22 protein-coding genes and 8 tRNA genes are annotated in these 24,659 nt (G+C 50.8%); 18 read left to right on the forward strand and 12 right to left on the reverse strand.

Annotated features, from left to right (window positions below; translation table 11 throughout):
- Position 1: 1 nt before the first annotated feature.
- Entirely contained in the window at positions 2-700 is a 699-nt protein-coding gene (locus SIL79_RS17945; RefSeq protein WP_039034019.1) for a 2OG-Fe(II) oxygenase, read from the reverse strand.
- A 115-nt stretch (positions 701-815) separates the two neighbouring features.
- Between SIL79_RS17945 and SIL79_RS17950 the strand changes: the two genes are divergently transcribed.
- Together SIL79_RS17950 and SIL79_RS17955 are read left to right on the forward strand one after the other, a co-directional pair.
- Positions 816-2,075: an HD-GYP domain-containing protein gene (locus SIL79_RS17950; protein WP_144361290.1), complete on the forward strand. Its 1,260-nt coding sequence runs from the start codon at positions 816-818 to the stop codon at positions 2,073-2,075.
- A 123-nt stretch (positions 2,076-2,198) separates the two neighbouring features.
- Positions 2,199-2,510, forward strand: coding sequence for a DUF3135 domain-containing protein (locus tag SIL79_RS17955; RefSeq protein WP_039033996.1), 312 nt, complete (start codon positions 2,199-2,201; stop codon positions 2,508-2,510).
- Positions 2,511-2,537: 27 nt separating this feature from the next.
- Here SIL79_RS17955 and corA read toward each other — a convergent pair whose 3' ends face one another.
- The 6 genes from corA to SIL79_RS17985 all read right to left on the reverse strand — a co-directional run bounded on the left by corA (position 2,538) and on the right by SIL79_RS17985 (position 6,888).
- The gene (gene corA / locus SIL79_RS17960; RefSeq protein ID WP_039033995.1) at positions 2,538-3,485 is read right to left on the reverse strand and encodes a magnesium/cobalt transporter CorA; all 948 of its coding nucleotides are present in this window, start codon (positions 3,483-3,485) and stop codon (positions 2,538-2,540) included.
- Between the two features lie 98 nt (positions 3,486-3,583).
- Positions 3,584-3,949 (reverse strand): hypothetical protein, encoded by a 366-nt coding sequence (locus SIL79_RS17965; RefSeq protein ID WP_039033994.1) that lies wholly within the window; start codon positions 3,947-3,949, stop codon positions 3,584-3,586.
- Positions 3,950-4,465: 516 nt separating this feature from the next.
- Positions 4,466-5,347: a putative ATP-dependent zinc protease gene (locus SIL79_RS17970; protein WP_039033993.1), complete on the reverse strand. Its 882-nt coding sequence runs from the start codon at positions 5,345-5,347 to the stop codon at positions 4,466-4,468.
- A gap of 83 nt (positions 5,348-5,430) precedes the next feature.
- On the reverse strand, positions 5,431-5,796 hold the full coding sequence (locus tag SIL79_RS17975; RefSeq protein WP_039033992.1) for a SpoIIAA family protein: 366 nt from the start codon (positions 5,794-5,796) through the stop codon (positions 5,431-5,433).
- Between the two features lie 24 nt (positions 5,797-5,820).
- Complete coding sequence (locus tag SIL79_RS17980; RefSeq protein WP_039033991.1) at positions 5,821-6,171, reverse strand: DUF3802 family protein; 351 nt, start codon at positions 6,169-6,171, stop codon at positions 5,821-5,823.
- Positions 6,172-6,312: 141 nt separating this feature from the next.
- Positions 6,313-6,888: a YceI family protein gene (locus SIL79_RS17985; RefSeq protein WP_039033990.1), complete on the reverse strand. Its 576-nt coding sequence runs from the start codon at positions 6,886-6,888 to the stop codon at positions 6,313-6,315.
- A gap of 609 nt (positions 6,889-7,497) precedes the next feature.
- Here SIL79_RS17985 and SIL79_RS17990 point away from each other — a divergent pair.
- Positions 7,498-7,977 carry a YchJ family protein gene (locus tag SIL79_RS17990; RefSeq protein ID WP_162206532.1) on the forward strand — a complete coding sequence of 160 codons (480 nt, stop codon included), beginning with the start codon at positions 7,498-7,500 and terminating at the stop codon, positions 7,975-7,977.
- Between the two features lie 63 nt (positions 7,978-8,040).
- On the opposite strand, the gene SIL79_RS17995 is transcribed toward SIL79_RS17990, so the two are convergent.
- The 3 genes from SIL79_RS17995 to SIL79_RS18005 all read right to left on the reverse strand — a co-directional run bounded on the left by SIL79_RS17995 (position 8,041) and on the right by SIL79_RS18005 (position 11,266).
- Positions 8,041-10,215, reverse strand: a complete 2,175-nt coding sequence (locus tag SIL79_RS17995; RefSeq protein ID WP_039033989.1) for a putative bifunctional diguanylate cyclase/phosphodiesterase — start codon at positions 10,213-10,215, stop codon at positions 8,041-8,043.
- Positions 10,216-10,417: 202 nt separating this feature from the next.
- Positions 10,418-10,708: a DUF406 family protein gene (locus tag SIL79_RS18000; protein WP_039033988.1), complete on the reverse strand. Its 291-nt coding sequence runs from the start codon at positions 10,706-10,708 to the stop codon at positions 10,418-10,420.
- Positions 10,709-10,777: 69 nt separating this feature from the next.
- Complete coding sequence (locus tag SIL79_RS18005) at positions 10,778-11,266, reverse strand: VC2046/SO_2500 family protein (RefSeq protein ID WP_162206531.1); 489 nt, start codon at positions 11,264-11,266, stop codon at positions 10,778-10,780.
- Positions 11,267-11,391: 125 nt separating this feature from the next.
- Between SIL79_RS18005 and SIL79_RS18010 the strand changes: the two genes are divergently transcribed.
- The 4 genes from SIL79_RS18010 to SIL79_RS18025 all read left to right on the forward strand — a co-directional run bounded on the left by SIL79_RS18010 (position 11,392) and on the right by SIL79_RS18025 (position 12,963).
- Positions 11,392-11,476, forward strand: a tRNA-Tyr gene (locus tag SIL79_RS18010).
- A 38-nt stretch (positions 11,477-11,514) separates the two neighbouring features.
- Positions 11,515-11,599, forward strand: a tRNA-Tyr gene (locus tag SIL79_RS18015).
- Between the two features lie 34 nt (positions 11,600-11,633).
- A tRNA-Tyr gene (locus tag SIL79_RS18020) sits at positions 11,634-11,718 on the forward strand.
- Between the two features lie 180 nt (positions 11,719-11,898).
- Entirely contained in the window at positions 11,899-12,963 is a 1,065-nt protein-coding gene (locus SIL79_RS18025; protein ID WP_071476208.1) for a PLP-dependent cysteine synthase family protein, read from the forward strand.
- A 62-nt stretch (positions 12,964-13,025) separates the two neighbouring features.
- On the opposite strand, the gene queE is transcribed toward SIL79_RS18025, so the two are convergent.
- Positions 13,026-13,694: a 7-carboxy-7-deazaguanine synthase QueE gene (queE, locus tag SIL79_RS18030; RefSeq protein ID WP_162207330.1), complete on the reverse strand. Its 669-nt coding sequence runs from the start codon at positions 13,692-13,694 to the stop codon at positions 13,026-13,028.
- 180 nt (positions 13,695-13,874) lie between these two features.
- Between queE and queC the strand changes: the two genes are divergently transcribed.
- Both queC and rrtA read left to right on the forward strand, forming a co-directional pair.
- Positions 13,875-14,627 (forward strand): 7-cyano-7-deazaguanine synthase QueC, encoded by a 753-nt coding sequence (gene queC, locus SIL79_RS18035; protein ID WP_044734572.1) that lies wholly within the window; start codon positions 13,875-13,877, stop codon positions 14,625-14,627.
- Positions 14,628-14,656: 29 nt separating this feature from the next.
- Entirely contained in the window at positions 14,657-15,199 is a 543-nt protein-coding gene (gene rrtA, locus SIL79_RS18040) for a rhombosortase (RefSeq protein WP_233962335.1), read from the forward strand.
- Between the two features lie 147 nt (positions 15,200-15,346).
- Here the strand turns inward: rrtA and uvrB are convergent, their stop codons facing one another.
- Positions 15,347-17,359 (reverse strand): excinuclease ABC subunit UvrB, encoded by a 2,013-nt coding sequence (uvrB, locus tag SIL79_RS18045; protein WP_071476211.1) that lies wholly within the window; start codon positions 17,357-17,359, stop codon positions 15,347-15,349.
- Positions 17,360-18,250: 891 nt separating this feature from the next.
- Here uvrB and SIL79_RS18050 point away from each other — a divergent pair.
- The 9 genes from SIL79_RS18050 (at position 18,251) to rsxC (ending at position 24,658) form a co-directional block, all read left to right on the forward strand.
- Positions 18,251-18,326, forward strand: a tRNA-Asn gene (locus SIL79_RS18050).
- A 52-nt stretch (positions 18,327-18,378) separates the two neighbouring features.
- Positions 18,379-18,454: transfer RNA gene (locus SIL79_RS18055), tRNA-Asn, on the forward strand.
- Between the two features lie 21 nt (positions 18,455-18,475).
- Positions 18,476-18,551: transfer RNA gene (locus SIL79_RS18060), tRNA-Asn, on the forward strand.
- A gap of 28 nt (positions 18,552-18,579) precedes the next feature.
- Positions 18,580-18,655 (forward strand) — tRNA-Asn (locus SIL79_RS18065).
- Between the two features lie 28 nt (positions 18,656-18,683).
- Positions 18,684-18,759, forward strand: a tRNA-Asn gene (locus SIL79_RS18070).
- A 90-nt stretch (positions 18,760-18,849) separates the two neighbouring features.
- The gene (locus tag SIL79_RS18075; RefSeq protein WP_162206971.1) at positions 18,850-20,754 is read left to right on the forward strand and encodes an EAL domain-containing protein; all 1,905 of its coding nucleotides are present in this window, start codon (positions 18,850-18,852) and stop codon (positions 20,752-20,754) included.
- A gap of 115 nt (positions 20,755-20,869) precedes the next feature.
- A complete protein-coding gene (rsxA, locus tag SIL79_RS18080; RefSeq protein ID WP_039033981.1) occupies positions 20,870-21,448 on the forward strand; it encodes an electron transport complex subunit RsxA in 579 nt (192 codons plus the stop codon).
- A 4-nt stretch (positions 21,449-21,452) separates the two neighbouring features.
- Positions 21,453-22,022 (forward strand): electron transport complex subunit RsxB, encoded by a 570-nt coding sequence (gene rsxB, locus SIL79_RS18085; RefSeq protein WP_039033980.1) that lies wholly within the window; start codon positions 21,453-21,455, stop codon positions 22,020-22,022.
- Positions 22,016-24,658, forward strand: a complete 2,643-nt coding sequence (gene rsxC, locus SIL79_RS18090; RefSeq protein WP_162206972.1) for an electron transport complex subunit RsxC — start codon at positions 22,016-22,018, stop codon at positions 24,656-24,658. Before rsxB ends, rsxC begins: the two co-directional genes overlap by 7 nt.
- Position 24,659 lies beyond the last annotated feature (1 nt).

Raw genomic sequence — 24,659 nt, forward strand, 5'->3', positions numbered from 1 at the left:
CTCAGCGCCGGGTTGGTCCATAAAGCTGCTCGGCGCGATTAAACATGATCCAGGAAGTGGCAATATACTTGTCACCACTCTTTGGACGGTTGCCCCTGTGACTATGGGTAAATCCCGCCGGCGCTATCACCATAGTGCCCTTCTTCGGCGCAATTTTGCGCTGCTGATAGAAGAATTCCGTCTCCCCGCCTTCGGCCACATCATTGAGATAGAACATATAAAGCACCACTCTGTGCAAGGCGTCGTTGTGACCGGCCTGGGGAAACTGCTCAGAATGCCAATGGGGATAACCGCCGACATCGCGCTGATACCTTTGCAAATTGATGGTACCACTACGATAAAGGTATTGTACCAGCGCCTCAGCTCTGGGGGCTCCCAGGCGAGCATAGTTATCCGGTGTCAGGGTTACTGCATTGCCGGACTCATCAGCCACCTGCACGGCCACGGCTCCCATCAGCGCCATGGCATACTTATCAAAGTATCGTCCGGCATGCTTTAGGGTGTGGCCCAGCAGCTCATTACGCAGTGGCTGCAACTCTGGGTACTGATCCAATGTCAGATCGCGGCTGATTTTCTTTTCCTTGTCGACACCATGGCCTGTGCGGCCCTCGGTAACACCGGGATGAGCTTCAAAGGCGGCAATCAGACGATCGCATAACTCATCAGGGATAGCGTTGGGATATACTTCGATAAAGTCCATAAAAATCTCGATTTGCTTATATTTTTTATCCAAACATGCTTACATGTGAGCTAACTAATTGTAAAGCGTACTCTTTGCGATAAAATGATTCGATTGCTTAAAAAAGATGATTTGAATGAACAAGAGCTGTAGAGTCAGTGTCCAACAACTGCAGGTGGGTAACTTCGTCCGTCTTCCTCTGGCATGGAAAGATCATCCTTTTCTTTTCAGTAGCTTCCGTATCAAACAGCAGGCGCAAATCGAGCTAATCCGTAAGCTGGGCATAGACAGTGTGTTTGTGGTACCGGACCGCAGTGATACTCCGCCGCTGCCTGCCAATCAACAAGCTGCCCCAGTGGAAAATCCACAGGAAGTCACCTCTCTGCAACAACAGATGGAAAGCGACAAGCAACAAAGGATCGAAATTCTCAAGAAAATGCGTCGCGAACTGCATAAGACAGAGGAGCATTTCGACCGTTCACTGGCAAGGATGCGCAATCTGGTCAACAAACTGCGCAGCCGCCCTCTGAATGCGGTTACCGAAGCACAGGACTTGGTGCGGGACATTGCCGAGCAACTTTTATCCTCCGACAACCTGATCCTGCATCTAATGGCCGATTCGGATAAAAACGAAGGCATCTATTTTCACTCACTCAACGTTGCCATTCTCACCATGTTGGTGGCCAAAGAGTTGCAATGGCCCAGAGAAGATATTGAGGCCGTGGGCCTGGGTTCGCTATTCCACGACATAGGTAAACTCAAACTGCCAAGCCAGATACTGCGCAAGCAGGCTCCCTTGACTAAACCCGAGCAAAACCTGCTGAACCAGCACCCGCTGATGGGCGCAGAGTTCATCAAGCTGGCAGCCGAATTTCCAGAAAATGCCAGGGACGTTATCACCAATCACCATGAACTACTCGATGGCAGTGGTTTCCCAAGAGGCTTGAAAGCCGATGAACTGAGTCAAGCTTCCCAGTTGGTGGCCGTGGTGAACCAATATGACTCTCTTTGCCATCCAGGAGTGCAATCCAAGGCCAAGACGCCTTATGCTGCTCTGGGCTATCTGTATAAATACTCCAAGGGAAAACTGAATCAGGAATATGTCGGCAAAATGATTAAGATCCTCGGGGTCTATCCTCCCGGCAGCGTGGTCGAACTTTCTTCCGGCCAATATGGGCTGGTAATGTCGGTCAACCTGGATAAGCTGCTGCTGCCGCGAATTCTGGTATATGACGCTCTGGTGCCCAAAGATCAGGCGCCGATTATCGACTTGGAAGCCGAAGGCCTTGCTATCGTGCGCTGCCTGCCACCGGCGGCCCTGCCGGAGAAAATCTTCAAGTATCTCAATCCCAGAGAGCGGGTCAGCTATTACTTCGGCAGCGAAAGCAAAGGCTGAGCCCTCGGCTTATATAACCAAAGTCATTATCGCCATCATAGTTAGACTGAACTAATCTTGTTGTTGCAACCTGGATTTGGGTAGCCTGAAACCAGGCTCACCCCTCACAGGCGGAGGCCGGCAATGACAGAACTACCGGATTTTGACACCTTGATGTGGCTGGCTCAAAACCAGCCGGAAGAATTGGACAAGCTACAGGAGCGTTTGAGTAATGAGTTGATTAATGGTTCCGACTCCAACCAGGACCAGCTCAGAACCATTAAACACCACCTGCAGCAGAGACTGGCACGCTGCAATAACCCGTATCACAGATGCCTGGTCAGCATCCGTATTATGCGCCACAAGTTCGCCGCGTTGGCGAGCGTGTTGGAAGCTCCGGACCAATACAGAGATCACAAGGCTCAGGTTATACCATTAAGGCGCAAGCCCCTGTAACCAAGGTACTAAAGTCCTTAACCAGATTTACAGCCAACCTTTGCGGCGGAAAAACAGGTAAGTGCCTGCCGCACTGGCCAACATCATCACCACCGCCATAGGGTAACCAAAGTACCACTCAAGCTCAGGCATCTCTTTGAAGTTCATCCCGTAACTACTGGCAATCAGGGTTGGCGGCAGAAAGACCACGGCCGCAACCGAGAAGATTTTAATGATCTTGTTTTGCTGCAAGCCACTGAAACCCATGGCAGCATCCAATAAGAAGTTGAGTTTGTCGAAGATAAACTGACTATGGGGCATCAGGGATTCGATGTCCGACAACATCTCGCGAATTTCCTTGAGTTCGTCTTCAGCCAGTTCCTTACGGTAATACTTCTGTATGTAACGCAGCGATCTCTGGGTATCGAGCAGACTCAAACGTATCTTGCCGTTGGAGTCTTCCTGCAAGGTGATCAGTTTAAACACATCATCAAGTTCATTACTCTCGAACACCTGCTCGCCGACGTTTTCCAGCACAGTGTAAACATCTTCAATCAAGTCAGAGAGGTATTCTACCTTGAGGTTAAAGAGCTCGATAAACAGTGCCTGAGGCGTGGCCACCATGATACGCCCAAGGCGCAAATAGTTGCGCAATAGGCGAATAAGACCAACATCCTCTTCGCGTATGGTGACCAAAAACCGGCTACGCAGGTTGAATGAAACGTTAACCCCGCGTACATCCTGACCAACCCGCTGCGGAAACAGAGAGTTGATATGCAGGCCGTCCTTGTTTTGATAGAAACGCGCCGAGGCCTCAATCTCATTGATATCTTCCTCGTCGGGCACCTCTTCCACCGAATAACGGCTCAACCAATCCCGCTCATCGTCATCCGGCTTGTAAAGATCCAGCCACAGAGTCTGTTCCGGAAGACCGTCTTCTATGGTCAGCTCAATAATTTTAAGCTGCTGATCCTGATAGGTGTATGCAGTAATCATGGGTCCTCCTGAAGATAACAATGCCGTAGAAAGAAATGCCCGGCAAAAAATGTGCCTAGTTTACCTGATAAGCCATCAATGAAAAGCGTTCAGTGGCGTCAGGGGACACTTTTCTCGGCTATCATCAAACGCTCCTCGGTGGAGAGACGGATCCTGAGTCCGTCCACGGTAACCAGTTCATTGGCCGAGATATCTTTCTTACGCACCTGATAGACTTCCCGTCGTTCTTCCTTGGGTGAAACCAAGGTCACGGAGACCACCTGATAACCATCAAACCATTGCCAGGCAAAAAAGCCACAGGCCAGTATCAAGGTAATACCCACGGCTCCAGGAACCAAAAAGCGTTTGAACAAAGGCAAAGGTTCAGCGACCTCTTTCTTTCTTACCTCAGGGCTTGACCTTCGTTTGAGCATGGCCCATGCCAGCGCCAACACCAGGGCTGTCAGCAGGATTTTGGTCAACAAGCTCAACTCCTCATTCTTAGCCAAAAATCTATCAAAGCATCAAATTGTTAATTATAAAGGAAAAGTGCATCCTTGACAGTTAGCTGCATCATAAAGCTGCCTGCCAAATCTTAAAGTATTTGAATTAACACTATATGACCTAACTTACATATCGTCTCGACACCATTCACCGCCAGCTTCAGCAGCCATAAAGCACTAAAGCCTGGCGCCAGCGCATGCAAAGCAACACTGGATTATATTGCAAACGGCAGTGAGCAACTCGCAGAAAGGCTTACTTTGATGGGTTTGAGATCAATCTATGTTCAAAAACGGGGCTAAGATGTACTAGCTAAGACGGCAACAAGACTCTCCCACCGACCGCCCTTTCAGTAGCAGTAGCCCCATTTATGGCTTGAATCGATAACCAACGGCTTTTAGGCAAGCACCACTGATACAAAAGCCGTTACGATCTCTCGGTATCTGTCTTATGCATCGACATTAAATAACATCAATAATATTGAAGATTGGCAACGCATATCAGTCATTTTCTTTAAGGCTGACATCTACCAGGTAGTGGCCCTGCAACCAGTTTCGCCCAATCAACAGTTTGTGGGTCATCTTGCTTCTGTCTTTAAGGTTAACCTTGACCGGATATTCCCTTCCCGGCTCACCAATATTGAGTTCCACCATATAACGGATTTCACTGCCCTGAGCATTACGAATCAACGAGGTATTGGTAATCATGGCATGCAGACGCTGCTTTTCACCCTTTTCATTTTCTGTCGTAAAACTCAGCTGCTTGCCGATATTCTTTTCCATATCCTCGTCACCATTCTCCACTTTCAGATCTGTGGCATGCAACGAGTTTTCTACCGCGCCGGTATCAATACGGGTTTGAAAAATCAGCCCGGATTCCCGCACACTGATAGGAGCAACTGGTCCTATAATGCGTTTCTCGGCCACATCCACCAGAAAGTCATCAGCCAGCCAATTGCGGCCGATAAGCAGTTTATAATCCATGTGACTGCGGTCTCTGAGATTAACCTTGACCTTACGCTTGTGTTGGCCGAACGCGATATTCAGCTCCACCATGTAACGCGTCTCCCGCCCTTGAGAGTTGCTGACGGTAGATGTCTTGACAATTTTTGCCTTGAGCTGCTTTTTCTCGCCACTTTCATTCTCAGTGGTGAAGCTGAGCATTTTACCCACGTTATCCTGCATCTTTTTGGCGCTGCCGCCTATCACCTTGAGACCGACCGCATGCATAGAAGTATTGGCCGCCCCGGTATCAATTCGGGCCTCAAAACTGAGTCCGGCTTCGGCGACAGTCATAATTTCAGTCTGACCTATAACTGTTTTTTCCTGGGCAAACACGGATGTCGAAAGCAACATAAAACAAAGACCAAGTTTTTTAAGCATGGGACTATTCCATTCATTTCAACTAACGAGATGAAAATCCGGCAGAAATACCGGAACTTAAAGATAAGACAGATGTTAACGCTTCAGGTTCCCGAGAGCCAGGCTCGAGCCTTAGTCAATTCCGTCCTGGGAAACACGAATACCGGGCAAGGGATCATCAGCGCCAAGGTTTGCGCCATCCCTTCAATCACAGAGCTGTCAGTAATAACAGCTATACGGGAAAAGTCTTGCAAATGAAACAGCCCAAGACAGGCATCATCCCATACGGCCTGCAAAGAGATACCCTCGAAGTCGGCGCCGTATTCATACCAGAGTTTAATGAGCACATGTTCCCTAAGTTTGGACTCAACCGCCGGTAGCAAGACAGCATCATAATCTTCACTACTGACAATACCGCTGGCACGAACCGCCACAGTATTGTCATCAAACCCGGAAAGCAGTGTCAGCATCCTGAGCCTCCAGTTTATGCATTATTAAACCTGGAGTTTGGCAATTTCCTGATCGAACAGATTCTTGATCAAACCGGCAAACTCACTGATAAATAAGGTTTGTTTTGCCGTGGCCTTATGGTTGGCCACCTTGGCCAAGATCTCTTCCAGATCATACACTATGGCATCGATTTCACGGATGACTGTGTTGCGTTGGACGAAAGATAGTTGTGGGTTTTGGCCACAGACCATAATAATCTGTGCCGACAGCTGCTCTTCGAACTCCTCCATAACGCTGCTGTCGCTCAAAGATCCCCCCTCAGGGGTCTCAAACAAGCCAAGGTGTTCAGTCAGGAATTGAATGAGGTGCATATAGCCGTCTTTGTCTGTAACCATCTTTCTTCCCGCGTGCAACGTCTCAGGCCAACCCATAAGGGGCACACTCTCCGGTCTAATTGCCTATTAAGCCGTGACCGGAAAGTCACATTATGAAACAAATTCCACCTTGAGTCTTGCCTCAAATCAAGCTGTCGTTCGTTACTTGTTTAATCTTAGAACAAATGAAACAGGAACAGCCTTGCTGATGCTGGATAGACCGGCAATTTCACGTAATTTTTCAACCCCATCGGTCAGACCAAACTCTTCGGCATTCACTATGACGGCTTTCTGTGAAGTGACCAAAAGGCTCGACGGCCCAAGCCTGGCCACAACCAGTTCAAAACGTTTGTTCTGGGTCTTACCATGCAGTGACAATACGCCATCTATCTCAGTACTCAACAACTCACCTGGCTTGAGCTTATCCACCAACTCAGCGGGTACTTGAGCCGTCAGCGTAAGGGTCGGGAAATTGGCCACTTCAAACAACATGGTTTGCATCCGTTTATCCCGTATCTCTATGCCGGTATTGACCCCGCTTAGCGGAATTTCCAGCTTGAATTCGCCATTATCAGCAAGCGTGCCACTCAACTGGTTAAACTCATGTACCTCGGCAATGTCACCTTTTTTAACCGATATAAAACTGACCTTGGAATCGGCATTATCCAACTGCCAGTCAGCCGCCAGCGCCAGATTACTGAAGGCGCCGAGCGCCAATAAAGGGATCCATTTCTGCATATTCTTTTCCTTGTAGGGCATAAAGTGAACTGAGCCTGGATTTAAGATGTTTAAAAACAGACACTTCGCCAGAGAAAGGGCAATTAAGCCCATCTGTGATCTGCATCGGCTTACCGGCCTGAATGCAAGGCGTGGCTTGCAGCAGATAGCCTTACTCCTTTGCAAGAACAACACAGCAGATAGGCCGATAAGCCACGCCCTTCGGGGCTCTTACGGCAATAGTGCCACGAGAACTTACTCGCACCTTCCCTAGATTACTCATTACTAAAGCATATTGTTCAATTCAATAAAACAGGTTCGCTATTTTTTAACCGAAATGACTGTCGTTTCATCCTGAAGTAGCCTGTACGCGGCTTTCACCCAGACGCACTTCTGCAAGCCATTCCAGCCCCGAATATCGATACATGCTCCCGCTTACCCTATCCTTCAAATCTGTTTACTTATCCTTCGAATAAAGTGACTCCGTTCCTGCCTACACTTGCGGAAAACTGCGAAATTCACCCGAATAAATTGATTGTTTCAATGCAAGCCAGGCCTCAAAGCGCTATGATCTCCGGCAATGCAAACCCAAGCCGTTTAACCGGCCCCAAATTGAAACTGAAAACCTCGATGACAGCGAACCTCCTTTGCCCCTGCAACTCCAAGCTCCCTTATAGTGAATGTTGTCAGCCGCTTCACACCAAACAACACAGCGCCGCCAATCCAGAGCAATTGATGCGCTCCCGCTATGCCGCCTTTGTTAAAGCAGAATTTGATTATCTTATCGATACCCATCACCGGGATTATCGCCAGGGACTGAGCGCACAAACCCTGGCCCAAATGCCAAAGACCCAGTGGTTGGGCCTGCAAATTGTCGCGCGGGAGCCTTTGACAGCAGGACAAACCAAGGCCAGAGTCACTTTCAAGGCCTGGTATCTGGCCGATGGCCAGTTGGACGCTATTTTTGAAGAATCTGAATTTATATTTGAGGGCGGCCGCTGGTTTTACACCGAGGGCAAGCAGTTTGCGGTCAGCTATCCCAGGCGCAACGACACTTGCATTTGCAATAGCGGCAACAAGTTCAAACACTGCTGCCTGAAACGAATTTAACTTAGGCTGGATTTAACTTAGGCCGGATTTAAGTGTGGAACCTAAAAAACTTAAACTAGCTGATCAATGCAGCAATGCAGGTTGACTCTGTTGCAGAAAAGCATTGAATTCGGCCTCTCTGAGCGCCGGGCTGTACAGGAACCCCTGGGCCTGATGACACATGCATGAAGTAAGGAAGCTTTCCTGTTCAGCGGTTTCAACCCCTTCAGCTGTCAGGGAAATATTCAACGCCTTGGCCATGGCGATAATCGCACTGACGATTTCGCGGCTCTCGCGGCTAATGCTGAGATCAGAGATAAAGGATCTGTCGATCTTGAGCTTACTGATGGGAAACTGTTTCAAATAGCGCATTGAACTGTAACCCGTACCGAAATCATCAATGGCAAGCCCTACCCCCAAGTCAGCCAGTTCCTGGCATAAATTGGTGGCATAACGTATATCCTCCATCAATTCGGTTTCGGTGATCTCCAAAATAAGAGTGCCGGGTTTCAAGCGGTAACGGTTGAGCAACTGCCAAACCTGTTCATAAAGATTACTACCGAAAAACTGCCGCGCCGACACGTTCACATGCATGGCAATATTGATATTGTGGTGCTGCCACAAATTAAGCTGGCGACAGGCAGCCTCCAGTACCCAGGTGCCTATGGCATTGATGAGCCCCGACTGTTCGGCAATATCGATAAAGGCGCCGGGATAAAGTACTCCCCGCTTGGGATGATGCCAGCGGATCAGCGCTTCCGCGCCTATGTAACTGCAGCTTTGCAGATCTTTAAGCGGTTGATAATAAAGTTCAAACTGCCTACCCCGAATGGCAGCGTGCAGATCTCTTTCTATCTGGGCATCATCCTTGAACGCCTTGAGCAGTGCACTGTTGAAAAACTGAATGGCCGTGCCCTGCTTCTTTTTGGCGTATTGCAGCGCAATATCGGCGCAAGTCAGCGGCGCGACCAACTCGGCGACTTCGGCAATGTCTACCGCAGCCAGTGCCGGCTTGGGATCCACTTGCTCACGGCCGATATTGATAGGATTTCGCAGTTGTTGATAGAGGCGATGACAGCAGGCATCAATATCGAGATCGCCGCTATCATCAAGCAACAATGCAAATTCATCGCTGCCTACTCTGGCAATACTGCAGTCGGGATAAAGAGAAGCAAAATGTTTCAGACGACGGGCGACTTCAATCAACAGGGCGTCGCCCTGTTCATGTCCATAGGTATCATTGAAGCGTTTAAAACCAATCAAATCGATCAGCAGCAACTGCCCGCTAAAGGTTCTATCGAGTAAACGATTAAAATGGGTACGGTTGTATAGCCCGGTCAGGCTGCAACGCCAGGCCAAGCGCTCAAGTTCGGCCTGATAGTTATGCTGCTCGGTACAATCTTCGCAGGATACCAACACATAGTGATTACCACGCTGGGTAATAAATTGACTGGCATGGTATCTGAGCCAGTATTCCTGGCCAGACTCCCGATTAAGCATCACTTCGCCCGTCGCTACTTCGCCACGCAACACCTTGGCCAGGGTCATTTCAGCCTGTTTGGGTTGCTGCTTGAAGAAGGACAACTGCTTTAGACTGGCACCCAGCATTTTCTCTTTTGGGATGCCGGTGATCTGTTCATGGGCGCTGTTGATGTATTCAATCGCTTCTGTGTGCAAATTGATCAGCATACTGACCTGGGCCGATTGTTCAGCGGCCGACTGAAACAGCGTCAGCAACTCGTCTTTGCGGTAGGCGTCATGGGTCGCCAGAGTCAGCGCAAGCTGGTCAGCCACTTGCGATGCCAAATGGATTTCCAAATCACTCCAGTGATGCCCGGTAGAGGTTCGCTCCAGGCTCAAAACCCCTTCAATATGACCATTGATCCTGATAGCAACATCCAGAGAACTGGCAATACCGTTGACGCTAAAATAGATTTCGGCAAGTTCGCTCATGCGCCAATCAACCACCGCATCATTGGCGTCAATATGGCGTTTTTGCTTGAGTTGGTCGATATAAGATGGGATTTGATTGAGGTGTAATGGACGCGGCGTTTTAAGAGGCTTTCCCGAGCCAAAGCGGGCAACTTCAAACTGTACATGCTGATCCCTGGACCAGGACCAGACACTGGCATGTTGCACATCGAGATATTGACACAGGAGTTCTGTAGCCAGTTCAGCCGTCTTGGCGAAGTCGCCCTGTTGCTTGGCAACCGAGTTGGTCAACAACTCCAGCAATCGCTGATAACTACGTCGCTTCACACATATCCTCAGGTTCCCTTTCGGGCTCAAAGAAACCCGCGCCGAATGCGCGGGCCTGCCATCATATCTCTGCGCGAGATTACACTTTTACATAATACCCAGCAAGACAACTCATACTTTGTTACATTTACCTTGTTATGTCTTGCTTTGTGGCTTTGGTTTACGAACAGAACACTACTGACCATTTGGCTAAAAGCGCAGCTTATGCCAAAGCGTTTTCCAACTGAAAAATCATTTTCTCGGCACTGCAGGAAAAAGTCAGCGCCAGGGTCACAGTCTGCTCTGAGTTGCTGAGTTCTACCTTGACATCGGCGAAGCGGTCTGTGGCCAATTGCTTGAGAGCCTCGGCATCAACCATTGCCGACTCACCTTGAAAAGTCAACGAAAGCAAGGTGTCTCCTTCTTCGACCACTGTTCCTATATCCACATAGCTGCCACATTCGGCACAAGTGTCCTGCACATTGGCGGCCTGAGCCTGTTCAATACTCTTCATCTCTTATCTCCGATAGTGAGAGTCACGCAACAGTATAAACCATGGACGCCCCCTGGACTGAGGCAAGCCTCACGCCGTTTGATATAGACCGGCCAGTTTACGTTGTTCCGATAGTTGATCAACAAACTCCATCAATGCCACCTTGGGTTGGTTCAAGACACCTTCCGTGCGCAGCCTTGTGTGCCAATCACAATTATTCAGCGCTTCCTGCATCCCGCTGTCTCTCTTCCCTCGAATAACCACAGGTTCAGGCATCAAGGCCTGGGCCAACTGAAAGCTACGTTCACCGTCACTGAGAAAATGATAACTGTTATCTACCGGCAAAGGCTCCTGACTCAAGTCTCCGAGCAAAGCTTGAGGCGCAGGCAAGTCAAATTGCTGCCGCAGGACAGTGTCTAGTTCAATATCATCGTGCAGGTGAAACTGAGGCCAATCGCGCACATCTTGAGACAGCAATGCCAAAAGCAGGGCAAACTCACCCCGGCGATGGGACTCAACAGCCAGATTCAACCGTTCGCCCAATTGCAGCTCATTGATTAAGGAAACATCAGTACGCATAAAAAAACACCAACAAAACAACTCGTTGTTAGTTAATCGACCAAATGACCACGAACTTTAGCCCTTTTTTTAAAATCGGGCTTTACATGAAAAAGGTTTCTGACTACTATGGCGGCCGCAATTGAGGAGGGGTTCCCGAGTGGCCAAAGGGATCAGACTGTAAATCTGACGGCTCCGCCTTCGAAGGTTCGAATCCTTCTCCCTCCACCATTTGCCTACAATTTAAAAAGACACGAAAGTGAAATCGTGGAGGGGTTCCCGAGTGGCCAAAGGGATCAGACTGTAAATCTGACGGCTCCGCCTTCGAAGGTTCGAATCCTTCTCCCTCCACCATCTTTCACTCCAATGTCTGGCTCCAAAAATATGTGGAGGGGTTCCCGAGTGGCCAAAGGGATCAGACTGTAAATCTGACGGCTCCGCCTTCGAAGGTTCGAATCCTTCTCCCTCCACCATTTCTTTTTTATCCTTTAATAAAACTCCCAAACGTTTTATCTGCGCCTAAACTATCCAATTCCACAATAATCAATAGCCTAGCCTGTGTCTGTGCCTCAATGCACCTGAGTTTTCGCTATCCATTGTCATTACCATTGGTTATGATTAAGACCATCCTGTTATAAGAAAGAACAACAACAATGGCCGATCTCTGGGTAAACGAAGCAATTGCCAAAATCGAAGCCGATTTTCAGCGCAGCGCCGACACACATTTGATTAAACTGGAATTGCCGGCGGTAGCCGGAGTGGATATCTATCTTAAAGACGAAAGCACCCATCCAACCGGAAGCCTCAAACACCGTTTGGCAAGATCACTGTTTCTGTACGCCCTGTGTAACGGCTGGATCAAACAGGATACTCCTGTCATTGAATCCTCATCCGGCAGTACAGCTGTCTCCGAGGCCTACTTTGCCCGCCTGCTGGGACTACCCTTTATTGCGGTTATGCCGGCGTCCACCGCCCGCAAGAAGATACAGCAGATAGAGTTTTATGGCGGCCGTTGTCACTTTGTCAATCACTCCAGCGAAATCTACGCTGAGTCTGAGCGGCTGGCGCGGGAGCTGAATGGCCATTATATGGATCAGTTCACCTATGCCGAGCGGGCCACCGACTGGCGCGGCAACAATAATATTGCCAATGCCATTTTCGATCAGATGCAGCGCGAGCCCTTCCCTATTCCCGAGTGGATTGTGATGAGCCCGGGTACCGGTGGCACTTCGGCCACCATTGGCCGTTATATCCGCTATCAACAGCTTTGCACCAAGCTGTGTGTGGTCGACCCGGATAACTCAGTGTTCTATGACTATTTTCAACATAGAGATGCGACCATCACCTGCGAGCAAGGCAGCAAGATTGAAGGTATAGGCCGGCCCAGAGTTGAGCCCTCCTTTATCCCGGGGGTGGTCGACTCCATGTTGAAGATCCCCGATACCGCCTCTGTGGCGACAATCCATTGGCTGGAACAGATCATCGGCCGCAAGACTGGGGCCTCGACCGGCACCAACCTCTATGGCGCCCTGATGCTGGCGGCCGAAATGAAACGCGACAACCGCCAGGGCTCAATAGTGACCCTGATCTGCGATCCCGGTGAGCGCTATCTGGACACTTATTACAACCCCGAGTGGATAGCCGCCAACATAGGGGATATCAGCCAGTATCAAAACAAACTGAAGCTGTTTGAAACCACGGGTGAACTCTGCTGCTAAGAACGCGCTTCAGATAACAAAAAGCCGCATCAATGCGGCTTTTTGTCGATTACCACTACGGATTACTCGATATCCAGATACTTGTGAGTCTGGATAGACAAACGCCAGTTGCGTTCGATACAGACTTTCATCGCCAGCGCCGTCGCCCGGCTCTTCTGACTGATGGGCTGCAGGCAGATAGCCTTGTCTTTGAGATCCAACCCCAGCAGCAGTTGATCCAGTTCCTCAATATGAGCCTCGGTCGCCACCGGATGCTTAATCTCATTTGCCCGCTCCAGCGCCTGACGCAGTACCGGCATCCCCCCCTTCATACCGACCTTGGGCGAGACTGTGACCCAGGTATCTGCGCTGCAATTCACCTCAAAGGTGCCACTGGTTTCAATTTGAGTGCGAAAGCCTGCGGCATTAAATGCTTCTGTCATTTCAGTGAGCGGATAGAGACAAGGCTCACCACCTGTGATCACTATATGCTTAGCATTGAATCCCTGCTGTTTGAACGCCTCCAGTAAAGACTTGGCATCATGCTCTGCCCAGCGACCGATACTGCCATCGGTGCGGATCACATCGGCAGGTTTCACCTGATTATGCTCAAGCTTGTCCCAGGTCTGGCGGGTATCACACCAAGGACACCCCACAGGGCACCCCTGCAAACGCACAAAAATGGCCGGAACGCCGGTAAACACACCTTCTCCCTGCAGGGTTTCAAAGACTTCGTTGACGGGGTAGTACATCGGGGTTCCTCATATTTGCCGGGGCGGCATTTATAGAGGAATTTGGCCCCAAGCGCAAGGATGAGCGAATTTTCCGTTTTTTACCCCGCCGGCGCTGACAGCCGGCCAAATTAGGGTAAACTGTGACAATTGAGTCATCCCTTTGAATAGACGCTTATGTCTTCATCCAATCAATCGCTTATGTCATCAGAATCAAACGCACCGCAAACCCAAACCGCAGAGCCGCCCCGGAGCACTAAGCCAGCTATTTCCAAGGCGATAGTCGTTTTCAGCGGCGGTCAGGACTCCACCACCTGCCTTATTCAGGCCTTGGCCCAGTATGATGAAGTACATGCCATCACCTTCGACTATGGCCAGCGCCACAGCCAGGAGATTGAAGTTGCCAAACAACTGGCGCAAAAACTCGGCGCCGCCAGTCACAAGGTGCTGGATGTTACTCTGCTCAATGAGTTGGCCATCTCGGCCCTCACCCGCGACAATATCCCGGTATCAAACGACTTGATGGACAATGGTCTGCCCAATACTTTTGTTCCCGGACGCAATATTCTGTTTCTGACCCTGGCGGGGATCTACGCCTATCAAATAGGCGCCGATGCCGTTATCACAGGTGTCTGCGAGACCGACTTCTCCGGCTACCCGGACTGCCGTAATGACTTTATCAAGGCGATGGAGTCTGCGCTGGTACAAGGCATGGACAGACAGCTGCGTTTGGTTACGCCACTCATGTGGCTCAACAAGGCCGAAACCTGGGCACTGGCAGATAAATACCAGCAACTGCCACTGGTAAGGGATGAAACCCTTACCTGCTATAACGGCATTCTTGGCAAAGGCTGTGGCACCTGCCCCGCCTGTTTACTGCGCCAAAAAGGGCTGGATGAGTATCTGGCAACACCGGACAGCATCCAGGCAATACTGGCGGCCAAGACAGCGTGAAGCCGAGCTCCGCTTATTTTTCAGGTGTTGTGTTAACAGCCCTGGCGCTGCTGCTGTATTCTCTGCCGCTCACTGAGCTGTTGGCATTTCGCCGCAGCGCCATAGAACAAGGTGAGCTGTGGCGGCTTGTCAGCGGCAATCTGCTGCATACCAACTTCTGGCATCTGCTGATGAACCTCGCCGGGTTTTGGGTGATCCTTTATCTGCATAAGGAACACTATAACGCCCTGGGCGTATTGATATTGACCCTGGCACTGTGTCTGTTTGAAGGCTTAGGGCTTTATCTTTGCTACCCTGAGCTTATGGGGTATGTGGGCCTAAGTGGCATACTGCACGGCCTGTTTGCCTTCGGCGCCTTGGCCGATATTCGCAGCGGCCGAAACTCGGGTTACCTGCTGCTTGCTGGCGTTATTGCCAAAGTCGGCTGGGAGCAATGGCAAGGCGCGGCCGCTGAAGTCAGCGCCCTGATTGGTGCCAGAGTCGCGGTTGAAGCGCATCTTGTTGGCCTGATTGGCGGTATCGCACTGTTTGGCTTATGGCGACTGAGTGCTTATAAAACGCCGAAACTTTGATGCCAAGCCCAAGCATTTAAATAGGGGTTTTAAATTAGGCTTTTAAATCAAGCGTTCAAATCAGGCTTTTTAAAGCCGTTGATAGATAAACAGCACAAAGAACCCGGCTTTTGCCGGGTTCTTTGTCAATGGGTCAATTTTAGGGATTTAGGCCTTGATAAGCTCCTCTCTGAGCCTTGCCACTTCATCACGCAGCGCAGCGGCCTGCTCAAACTCCAGATCCCTGGCATGCTGGTGCATCTGTTTTTCCAGCCTGTCGATTTCATGTGCCAGATTGGCAGCGTCCACCTGATAAGCCGACTTGCGCTCTGCCACCTTGCGGGCACCCGGCTGCGGCGCTGCCGATGAAGGGGAATCTCCCACATCCATAACATCTGTGATCTTCTTCACCAAGCCCTTGGGCACTATGCCATTGGCCAGGTTGAAGGCGTGCTGTTTCTCGCGGCGACGATTGGTTTCATCCATGGCCTTGGCCATTGAAGGGGTCACCTTATCGGCGTAAAGGATCACCTTGCCATTAATGTTACGGGCGGCGCGGCCTATGGTCTGGATAAGTGAGCGCTCGGAGCGCAGGAAACCCTCTTTATCGGCATCGAGAATACACACCAGAGACACTTCCGGCATGTCCAGCCCTTCCCTGAGCAAGTTGATGCCGACCAACACGTCGAAGACCCCCTTACGTAAATCGCGAATGATCTCCACCCGCTCCACGGTATCCACATCCGAGTGCAAGTAACGCACCTTAACCCCGTGTTCATCGAGATATTCGGTAAGATCTTCCGCCATCCGCTTGGTCAGCGTGGTCACCAGCACACGTTCATTGACGGCAATGCGTTTATTGGCCTCGGAGAGCAGATCATCCACCTGAATCGCCACCGGCCGCACTTCCAGCTCGGGATCCAACAAACCTGTAGGCCTGACCACTTGCTCGGCCACATCGCCGCCGCTGCGTTCAAGTTCATAACTGCCCGGTGTGGCCGACACATAAATCGTCTGCGGCATCAAGGACTCGAACTCTTCAAACTTGAGCGGTCTGTTATCCAGTGCCGATGGCAGGCGAAAACCGTACTCCACCAGGGTGGTTTTTCTCGAACGGTCGCCCTTGTACATGGCACCTATCTGCGGCACTGTTACATGGGACTCGTCGATGATCAGCAGACCATCCGGCGGCAGATAATCCAGCAAAGTCGGCGGCCCTTCTCCCGGTGCACGCCCGGAGAGATAACGGGAGTAGTTTTCGATACCGGAGCAATAACCCAGCTCTGTCATCATCTCCACATCGTACTGCACCCGCTCACTGATCCTTTGTGCCTCAATCAGCTTGTTGGCGTCCAGTAACTGCTGGCGCCGTTCTCTGAGCTCGGCCTTTATCTGCTCTGTGGCCGCCAATATTTTTTCTCTCGGGGTCACGTAGTGAGTCTTGGGGTAAACTGTGGCCCGGGCAATGCGTTTACGCACCTGACCGGTCAAAGGGTCGAATAGCGACAGCTGCTCTATCTCATCATCGAACAACTCGATCCGAATAGCATCCCGGTCCGATTCGGCCGGGAAGATATCTATTACCTCACCGCGCACCCTGAAGGTACCGCGCTGCAGTTCAATATCGTTGCGGCTGTATTGCAACTCGCTGAGCCGCTGCAGTATATCCCGCTGGCCCATGATGTCGCCCTGGCGCAGGTGCAGCAGCATCTTCATGTAAGAGTCGGGGTCGCCAAGACCATAGATGGCTGAGACCGAGGCCACCAACACCACATCACGCCGCTCCAGCAAGGCCTTGGTGGCAGAGAGTCGCATCTGCTCGATATGAGCGTTGACCGAAGCGTCCTTTTCAATAAAGGTGTTGGTCGAAGGCACATAGGCTTCCGGTTGGTAGTAGTCATAGTAAGAAACAAAGTATTCCACCGCATTATGGGGGAAAAACTCTTTCATCTCGCCGTAGAGTTGCGCCGCCAAAGTCTTGTTGGGGGCCATAATGATGGTTGGCCGCCCCTGATTGGCAATCACATTGGCAATAGTGAAAGTTTTTCCTGAACCGGTTACCCCCAGCAAAGTCTGATTAGCGAGCCCGGATTCCAGTCCATCAATCAATTTGGCAATGGCGGTGGGCTGATCTCCTGCAGGGGAATACTGAGACTCCAAGCGAAACGGCGTAGCTGACACTTTAATGCTCCTTCGGTTAAGCCGTTTATTTTACCCATTGAGCCAGATAAGGCCAAGCCAAAAGCCACAAGACTCCTGCCAACATGATGTCAGTAGCAGCTTGTGCTGAAACTCAGCAACAAGACGACAGATGTGGCGGTCGAAGGCGGGAATTCCACCCAAATAAGTCAAACAGGTAGATTTAATGCACAAGGATCGGCAGATACTTCCTTACAGCTTTGTTACAAAAAACACCAAGCAAACCAAAGCAGCTTGACTTTCACATCTAATTGTTTTGATTGAATTTATTTTTTAACCATTCAAACTGACCAATTTAAGTTCAATGCAGATGCCACAAGGGTTTGCAGCCCATAAAGTCGGGAAGCTCACAGGTTTATCCACAGATTTAGTGGATAAGTCAGTCTAACCCTGTAACCATGAGGGATTGCGGCAAGCAGTGTAAGCCAATGCATGTTGCTGGATCTTTTGTAATAAAAGAACATATGAAAGTGTGGCACTCACCTTGAAAGATAAGATGCACCAAAATGAACTCAAAGCAGCTGAATTGCACCTTTATTGCGCTGCTTTCATGACGAGTTAGACTCCAGGTAAATTGATCAAAAACCTCCTGCTTGTCAGATTTCAGCCCTGTGGACAGGCAAAAGCCGCCGAAACTCACGCACCTTGGCCTTCCAATGAAACCCGCTTTGATTGAAATGACACGGAATATCTGTGTTTAGCCGTTATTTTTTAAGCAAAAAATCTCCACAAAGCAGTTTTATCCATCACTATGAGCATTAGATAAGCAATTAACAGCTTAATGACACTTTTTTTGGGGCTGCGAGTTGACTCTACCCACAGAGCGATTTACTATGCGCTCCGTTCTCAGCGAGACAAGCAATAAATAACGATTCCCCTGTAGTTCAGTCGGTAGAACGGCGGACTGTTAATCCGTATGTCACTGGTTCGAATCCAGTCAGGGGAGCCAATTTACGCAAGTCACCTGAAAACAATAGGTTAATCTTAGCTAAATAAATTATTCCCCTGTAGTTCAGTCGGTAGAACGGCGGACTGTTAATCCGTATGTCACTGGTTCGAATCCAGTCAGGGGAGCCAATTTAATTAGTTGAAATCTGTTCCCCTGTAGTTCAGTCGGTAGAACGGCGGACTGTTAATCCGTATGTCACTGGTTCGAATCCAGTCAGGGGAGCCACTTCAAGATTAACCTGAGCGAAATCTGTTCCCCTGTAGTTCAGTCGGTAGAACGGCGGACTGTTAATCCGTATGTCACTGGTTCGAATCCAGTCAGGGGAGCCACTTCGATTTTGCCCCTGAAAATTTCAATTCCCCTGTAGTTCAGTCGGTAGAACGGCGGACTGTTAATCCGTATGTCACTGGTTCGAATCCAGTCAGGGGAGCCACCTTATCTTATCTCTTCCTGCGTTTTGTATTTATAACAAATACGTATACAATTCTGACATCCCTTTAACCTGGTCTGAATTCTGGAAAAGATGGGCATTTCGCGCTTTTTTCAACTGTTACTGTTATTGAGCTTTCTGGCAACCGGCTTGGTCTTGTTGCAACAGGAACGACAGGTGTTGCAGCAGCAAGCTGATGTCCTGTTACAGCGATTACAACAAGCGCAGGAGCAAGCCCAGGGCGCAGATGATGCCGCTATCTTTTACCGGCAATTACAAGACAAAGTGTCATTGCAGTTTTTTCAATATACTGATGACGTCGATGGTCAGAATAATCTCACTCGAGGACATTTCCTGCCGGAGATGAACTGGCAATATTATCTACTGCCATTGCAACTCGAATCCCAATACCGCTTCGCTTCCGGGCGAGTGTTACTTAAGCCCGACCTCAGCCCTCTTCGAGAACAAGGGATCCATACCCTCTGGCTTGACGGATTGCGCTTATTACCCCTTTATTTGGTATTGGCGTTAATCTTTGCCTTGATGATGAAACGCCACAATAGTGTCCTTAAATATGCAGTCGAATATCTGACAAAAATGTCTCAAGGTGAATTCAATGCGCTGGCGCAGAGCCGCTTTCGGGGTGAACTCAAGCCATTGGGGCAAGCATTGGAACAAAGTCGGCAGCTGATAAAGCAGCGGTTTGAGAAACTTGAGTCAGAAAACCTATCGCTGAAAAAACTCGCCTACGAAGATCCGATAACCGGCTTTGGCACCCGCCAACACTTCACCGAAAAACTGCAACAGTTATCACTTTCCGGCAAATCGCAGATTGGGGTGCTAATCCTGGTAAAAGCCACCGAGCTTGACCATATCAATCAACTGCGCGGCCGTCAGGGCGGCGATGACTATCTTGCCCGCGTCGCGGTTTGTATTCGCCGGGCACTCCAGGGTTACAACAACAGCGAAAGCTTTCGCATTGCCAGTACTGACTTTGCCATCTTTGTCCCCTCAATTGTGCTGAAAGACGCGCAAACCTTTGCCACCCAGCTCAAGCGTGAGCTGGAAGAATACCAAGCAGAACTGCAAACCGACTCCATCGCCCATAGCGGCATAGTGGCCTACGCCAGCGACAAAGATCCCATGAGCACTCTTGCCATGGCCGATACCGCCGCCAATGTGGCGCAAACCTTGGGCCCGAATGCAGTGCAATTCCAGGATAAAAATTTGCTGAATGAAACACTCGGCGATAACCGCTGGAAACTGGCCATTGAAGACTTGCTGAAGCGCCGGGCACTCAAATTCTACCAACAGCCCATTCAACCCTGTCGCAGCGAGGTAGATGGCTACCGTGAGCTGTTGGCACGCTTTAACAACGGTGAAGGCAAGTTTCTACCGACAGCCACAGTGATTGCCATGGCCGAACGTCACGGCATGAGCCAAGAGCTGGATAAACTGGTGCTACTCAGCGCCTTGAAACTACTGCAGAGCCTGCCAAACCTCAGCGGTAATATCGGCGTCAATCTGAGCCCGGGCTCAGCCTCCAAAGAAAGCTTTATTGCCTGGGCCAAAGATCTGCTCTCCAAACATCCGAGATTAGCCTCAAGACTGGTGTTCGAAATCAACGAAGCAGGCATGCAAGGTAACCTGGCCGCCAGTCACAAGTTTGTTCGCGCCATGCATAGCGTCGGTTGCCGGGTATCGGTAGAGCGTTTCGGCATGAGTTTTACCTCATTCAAATTCTTCCGTGAGGTGCGCCCCGACTATATCAAACTGGATCCCAGCTATACCCAGGCAATAGATGAAGATACCAATAACCAGTTCTTTGTCCGCATGCTGGTCGATGTGGCCCGCCGCAGTGGTGTCAAGGTGATAGCCTGCGGCATAGAGCGCCAGGAAGAGAAAATGGTCGTCGAAAAACTGTTGGTTGATGGTATGCAAGGCTTCTACATTGCCAGGCCCCAACAGCTGGACCTCGCCGAAATGAACAGAAATTAATGCCGTTTATGACTCATTAAGGGCGCAAAGAAGGTAAACCCTGCTTTCTATATGTTGTTTATGACCACTGAAACACTGATAATAACCGCCAAGAAGTCACAACACCTGTAATGAGATGAGTGAGTATCTCCTGTTGTTGATTGGCACTGTGCTGGTCAACAATTTTGTATTAGTGAAATTCCTTGGGCTGTGCCCGTTTATGGGGGTATCCAGCAAGCTGGAATCAGCCATAGGCATGTCCATGGCAACTACCTTTGTCATGACATTGGCCGCCATTCTCAGCTACCTGGTTAACCGGTATCTGCTGCTGCCCTTCGAGCTCGGTTACCTGCGTACCATGAGCTTTATTCTGGTAATCGCGGTAGTGGTACAGTTCACCGAAATGGTGGTGCAGAAAACCAGTGCGACTCTGCATAGGGCGCTGGGTATCTATCTGCCACTTATTACCACCAACTGTGCCGTGTTGGGCGTAGCCTTACTGAATATCAATGAAAACCACGATTTTATGCAGAGTGCTGTCTATGGATTCGGCGCTGCCGCCGGCTTTTCATTGGTGCTTATCCTGTTTTCGGCAATGCGCGAACGTTTGGCGGCGGCTGATGTGCCCGCACCTTTCAAAGGCAGCGCCATCGCCATGATCACCGCCGGCCTGATGTCGCTGGCCTTCATGGGCTTTACCGGTTTAGTCAAATAGAGTTATGTCTTCCATGCTAATTGCAGTCATTTTATTGTCTCTGCTGGCGCTGGTATTCGGCGTTTTACTCGGCTTCGCCGCCGAGAAGTTTAAAGTTCAGGGCAATCCGATAGTGGATCAGGTCGAAGCCCTGTTGCCACAAACCCAATGTGGTCAATGCGGCTACCCTGGTTGCCGCCCCTACGCCGAGGCCATAGCCAACGGCGAGAAGATCAATCGCTGCCCGCCGGGTGGTACCGCCACTATGGAGAAACTGGCCGATCTTATGGGGGTCGATCCCGAGCCTCTCGATGCCAGTGTTGAAACCCAGGTCAAAAAGGTCGCCTATATTCGCGAAGATGAGTGTATCGGCTGTACCAAGTGCATTCAGGCCTGTCCGGTAGATGCCATCATAGGCACGGGCAAGCTGATGCACACAGTCCTGACCAGCAACTGCACCGGCTGCGATCTCTGTGTTGAACCCTGCCCTGTGGATTGTATCGATATGATCCCGGTGAAACAGGATCTGAAAACCTGGGACTGGCAGCTTAACGCAATTCCAGTGAAGTTGGTGGAAGAGGATAAGCCGTGCTGACATTACTCGAACAGTTGGATAAAGGAACTCAGTGGCGCCTGACCGGCGGAATTCATCCGCCGCAGATGAAAGACCTCTCCAACGGCAGTCCTATTGGGCGTCTACCACTTGCCAGCGAATTCTTATTGCCTGTGCCCCAGGTTGGTGACAGCGCCGTGCTCGAAGTCAAAGTGGGCGACAGAGTGCTCAAGGGCCAGGCGCTGACCCGCGGACTGAGCGCCATGTATCTGGCGGTGCATGCCCCCACCTCAGGCATCATTCGCGCCATAGAGCAAAGACCGAGCAACCACCCTTCTGCCCTGCCGGTCTTGACCTGTGTGCTGGAAGCCGACGGCCAGGATCAAGCCATAGATTTTGAGCAGCAAGAGGTCTCAGCACTGAGCCGCGAGCAGATCCTCAGCCGCATTCGCCAAGCCGGGATAGCCGGATTGGGCGGTGCCATGTTTCCGGCTCACATCAAACTCAACCCCGCCAGTGAAATTGAACTGCTGTTGATCAACGGCGTGGAATGCGAGCCTTATATCAGTGCCGATGACAGATTGATGCGCGAACACGCCAGCGAAATTCTGGACGGCATTGAAATTGTTCACGGGCTGCTAAATCCCAAACGGGTGATTATCGCCATTGAGGATAACAAGCCCGAAGCCGTTCAGGCGATGCAGCAGGCGCTGGATAGCTGCCATCTGCCTAAGGGCAGCATCAGGATCACTGTGATCCCGACCAAATACCCTTCCGGCGGCGAAAAGCAGCTGATCCAGATCATTACCGGACAAGAAGTGCCTTCCGGCGCCATTCCGGCGCAACTGGGAATAGTAGTGCACAACGTAGGCACCGCCTTCGCCATTCGCGAAGCCGTTTGCCAGGGCAAGCCTCTCATAGAGCGGGTTGTCACTGTGACCGGCGGCAATATTCCCAAGCCGGGTAATTACTGGGTGCCACTGGGCACGCCCATAGCCCATATACTGGAGCAAAGCGGTTTTACCGCCAGCGGTCAGGATACCGTCATCATAGGCGGCCCCATGATGGGCTACACCCTGCCCCTTATCAAAGTACCGCTGCTCAAGGGCAGTAACTGTGTCTTGGTGCCATCGGCCAGCGAAATCAGCCCTCCGGCCGAGGAAAAGGCCTGCATTCGCTGCGGAGAATGTGCTCAGGTATGCCCGGCGTCGCTATTGCCCCAGCAACTCTATTGGCACAGTAAAGCCGAAGAATACGACAAGGCCAGCGCCTACAACCTCAGAGACTGTATCGAGTGCGGTTGTTGCAGCTATGTTTGCCCATCGGATATTCCTCTGGTGGAGTATTATCGCATTGCCAAGGCGGCCATTAAGCGTAATCACGAAGAGAAACAGCTGGCCGAGCAGGCCAAGCAGAGATTCGATGCCAGGCTCAAACGGCTGGAGGCCGAGAAACAGGCGCGGGAAGCCAAGGCCAAAGCCGCAGCCGATAAGCGCCGCGCCGCCATGGGCAGTGGTGAGAAAGATGCCGTAGCCGAGGCTATGGCCAGAATCAAGGCGAAAAAAGCCGCCGAAGCCTCTGTGGCGACCGCTGCTAAACCGGTAGAAAAAGCGGCCGAAACCGCCGAACCGGCAGTTATCCAGCCAAAGGAAGACAAGAGAAAGAGCGACGTCGCCGCAGCGATTGCCAGGGCCAAGGCCAAAAAGGCCGCAGCACAAGGCACTGCAGCTGCCAAAGAAGTTGCTGATGTGACGACAGATAATGAAGCTGAAGGCACAACACCTGGCTCGGACAAAAAAGCTCAAGTAGCAGCGGCTATCGCCCGTGCCAAGGCGAAAAAGGCCGCTGCAGCCTCAGGCCAGGCAGATACTGACTCTCGCGAAGCTCAAGCTACTGCCACCGAAACAAGTCAAACCGCAGGCGACGACAGTAAACAGGCCCGTATCGCGGCAGCGGTTGCCAAAGCCAAGGCCAAAAAAGCTGCGGCGGCATCTGAATCAACTGCGACCGATAATAATGTGGGAGCAGCGCAAGGCGCCGAAGTAAACCAAGTCGCAAGCCAAGCGACAAAACAAACCGCAAGCGATGACAGCAAACAGGCCCGTATCGCGGCAGCGGTTGCCAAGGCCAAAGCCAAAAAAGCTGCGGCGGCATCTGAATCAACTGCGACCGATAATAATGACGTAGGATCAGCGCAAGGCGCCGAAGTAAACCAAGTCGCAAGTCAAGCGACAAAACAAACCGCAGGCGACGACAGTAAACAGGCCCGTATCGCGGCAGCGGTTGCCAAAGCCAAGGCCAAAAAAGCTGCGGCGGCATCTGAATCAACTGCGACCGATAATAATGACGTGGGATCAGCGCAAGGCGCCGAAGTAAACCAAGTCGCAAGTCAAGCTACAAGTCAAACCGCAAGCGATGACAGCAAACAGGCCCGTATCGCGGCAGCGGTTGCCAAAGCCAAAGCCAAGGCCAAAAAAGCTGCGGCGGCATCTGAATCAACTGCGACCGATAATAATGGCGTGGGTTCAGCGCAAGGCGCCGAAGTAAACCAAGTCGCAAGCCAAGCGACAAAACAAACCGCAGACGACGACAGCAAACAGGCGCGTATTGCCAGGGCTGTAGCCAAAGCCAAACAAAAGGCCAAAGAGAAGGCGCTCAGCGCACAGGAGAAAGATTGAT

Source organism: Shewanella indica, assembly GCF_033842865.1.
Lineage (GTDB): Bacteria > Pseudomonadota > Gammaproteobacteria > Enterobacterales > Shewanellaceae > Shewanella > Shewanella indica.